Consider the following 2,393-nt stretch of genomic DNA (forward strand, 5'->3'; position numbering starts at 1 on the left):
ATCGCGTCGTACTGCGCCTTGGGCCAGGGGTCCTTGCCGTCGCCGAGGTTCTCGCATTCCCAGCCGTAGAACCGGGCGTTGCCGTCGACCCCGTTGGCATTGCCCTTCGTGGGCGGGGTCGGGCGGGTGCCGTACGACTCCGCTATCACCTGATTCAGGACCTTCGGGTCACCGCCCCCGGCGTGATTGGCGCGACCCCAGCCGACCATGTGCACCCGGCCGTCCTTCGCGATCATTCCGTGGCACAGCGGGCCGGGCAGGTCGGGGTAGCCGTCGCGGACGATGCGGACCGTGTCGGCGGTGCCCTTGGTCACGGTGTGGTGCACGATCGATCCGTTGACCGGCCCCCAAGGCCCCTTCGAATTGCGGTTGTGCGTACGCCAGTTCCCGACCTCGACCACGCGCACGCCCTCGGCGCGCAGCGCCTTGAGGACGGCAGCGGCGGACAGAGGAGTTGCCATTCGTCTTCCTTTCAGCCCGAGGTGTACGAGCGATGCCGCCGAGCGACTCGCCCGTCTCCACCCGGAGGAACGCACCATGCCGATCGTCACCGCTCGCGCGGAGCCGAACCGGGCCGTGGTGACATGTGGTTCGTACGAGTTCCATACCCCCGCCTTCACCGCCGGACTCGGCCAGGAGGCCCGCAGTGCGGACGACCGCCGGTCATCCGCCCGGCGAGCACGGCCGGTTCACCGGACCCGGGCGCGCAGGCCCCGACCAGAACCGGCGGAACGTACCCTACGCAGCCCCTCGCCCGAGCACGGACGAAACGGCTCCCGTGCCACCGGTACGAGTGGCCGCGATGCCCGGCCCGGCGGTAAAACCTGAGGCAGCGGGCACGGAGCCCGGCCTATCGTGAACCGCTGCCGTCCGCACCCGGGCGGCCCGACGGGAGAGGCGGCGGAGTGCCGGACGCGTACAGGATCATGCTGGATGCCGAACTGGCCAAGGCGTTCGACGTGTGGTCCGGATACCTGGACGCCGATACGCGGGAGGACCCCGCCGTCCGCGAACGGCTGTGCTCCGCACTGGAGTCGGCCCGCGAGGCGGCCGCCGCCGGCGACCGGGAGTCCGCCCGCACCAAAGTGGCGGAGATGTACGAGGAGGCCGAAGAGGCCGGCCTCCGCTGGGCTCCCGTCGAGCCGAGGCCCGGTGAGGCGGACAGGCAGGCGCGCGACTACGCCAAGGACCGGCTGCGCGGGACCATGTCCGTACACCGGCGCGAGCGGCTCGGCAGCATCGCGATCTACCTGAGCGTCGCCACCCGCCGCCTCCTGGCTCTCCCCGGCCTCGACCCCGCCACCCGCGAGGACATCGTCTACATCACCGCCCGCGCCGCCATGGCCCTCGACCTCGACCACCCGGTGGCGGCGCGGCGCGAGCTCGAACGCCTGGAGGCCGTCGAGCGACGCCACGGGCTGCGGGACTGAGCGTCACACGGGAACGGGAAGGCTGGGAGACTCTCCGTATGCCGATTATTGAAGTTTCGCCCGAAGTGTCCCTCGCCTATGAGACGTTCGGTGATCCGTCCGACCCGCCGGTCCTGCTCGTGATGGGCCTCGGCGGGCAGATGATCGCCTGGCACGAGGACTTCTGCCGAGCGCTCGCGGATCGCGGGCGCCATGTGATCCGTTACGACAACCGCGACTGCGGTCTGTCCACCCGATTCGACGACCGCCCTGTCGACATGGCCCGGTTCGTCGAGACGGTCAGTTCGGGGGACATCCGGGCCGCCCTCGCCATGGCGCCCTACTCCGCCCAGGACATGGCCGATGACGGCCTTGCCCTGCTCACCGCGCTCGGCATCGAGCGGGCCCATGTGGTCGGGACGTCGATGGGCGGAATGCTCGCCCAGCTGATGGCCATCGGACGGCCGGAGCGGGTCTGGACGCTCACGTCGATGATGTCCACGACCGGCGAGCCCGAGTACGGCCGCTCCAGCCCCGAGGCCCAGGCGGCGCTCCTCACCCCGAAGCCCGCGGACCGCGAGGGATACATCGCGGCGGCCGAGCGGGACCTGCTGTGGTCCTCCCGGCGCTACGGCGACCCGGCACTCCTGCGCGAACTGGCGGCCAGGAGCTACGACCGCGCCTACCACCCGGCCGGAATGGCGCGGCAGCTCGCGGCGATGACACTCAGCGGCCCGCGCACCGAGGGCCTGCGCGGACTCGAGGTGCCGACCCTGGTGATCCACGGTCTGGACGACGTCCTGGTCTCGCCCAGCGGCGGGGAGCGTACGGCCGAACTGGTGCCGGGGGCGGAGCTCCTGCTCCTCGCGGACATGGGGCACGACCGGCCGCGCCCGCTCTGGCCCCGGATCATCGACGCCCTGGCCGCGCACACCCGCCCGCGTGGCTGAACGCGGACGGCGCCCCGCCCGTTCCGAGGGGAAC

3 protein-coding genes are annotated in these 2,393 nt (G+C 71.7%); 2 read left to right on the forward strand and 1 reads right to left on the reverse strand.

The features are described from left to right. Positions 1-461, reverse strand: a 461-nt coding sequence (locus ACFCV8_RS35925) for an N-acetylmuramoyl-L-alanine amidase (RefSeq protein ID WP_376689759.1), incomplete at its 3' end; no start/stop codon positions are given. A gap of 444 nt (positions 462-905) precedes the next feature. Here ACFCV8_RS35925 and ACFCV8_RS35930 point away from each other — a divergent pair. Together ACFCV8_RS35930 and ACFCV8_RS35935 are read left to right on the forward strand one after the other, a co-directional pair. Further along, on the forward strand, positions 906-1,430 hold the full coding sequence (locus tag ACFCV8_RS35930; protein ID WP_376689760.1) for a hypothetical protein: 525 nt from the start codon (positions 906-908) through the stop codon (positions 1,428-1,430). Between the two features lie 38 nt (positions 1,431-1,468). Continuing rightward, positions 1,469-2,359, forward strand: coding sequence for an alpha/beta fold hydrolase (locus ACFCV8_RS35935; protein ID WP_376689761.1), 891 nt, complete (start codon positions 1,469-1,471; stop codon positions 2,357-2,359). Positions 2,360-2,393 lie beyond the last annotated feature (34 nt).

Source organism: Streptomyces sp. NPDC056347 (assembly GCF_042262625.1).
Lineage (GTDB): Bacteria > Actinomycetota > Actinomycetes > Streptomycetales > Streptomycetaceae > Streptomyces.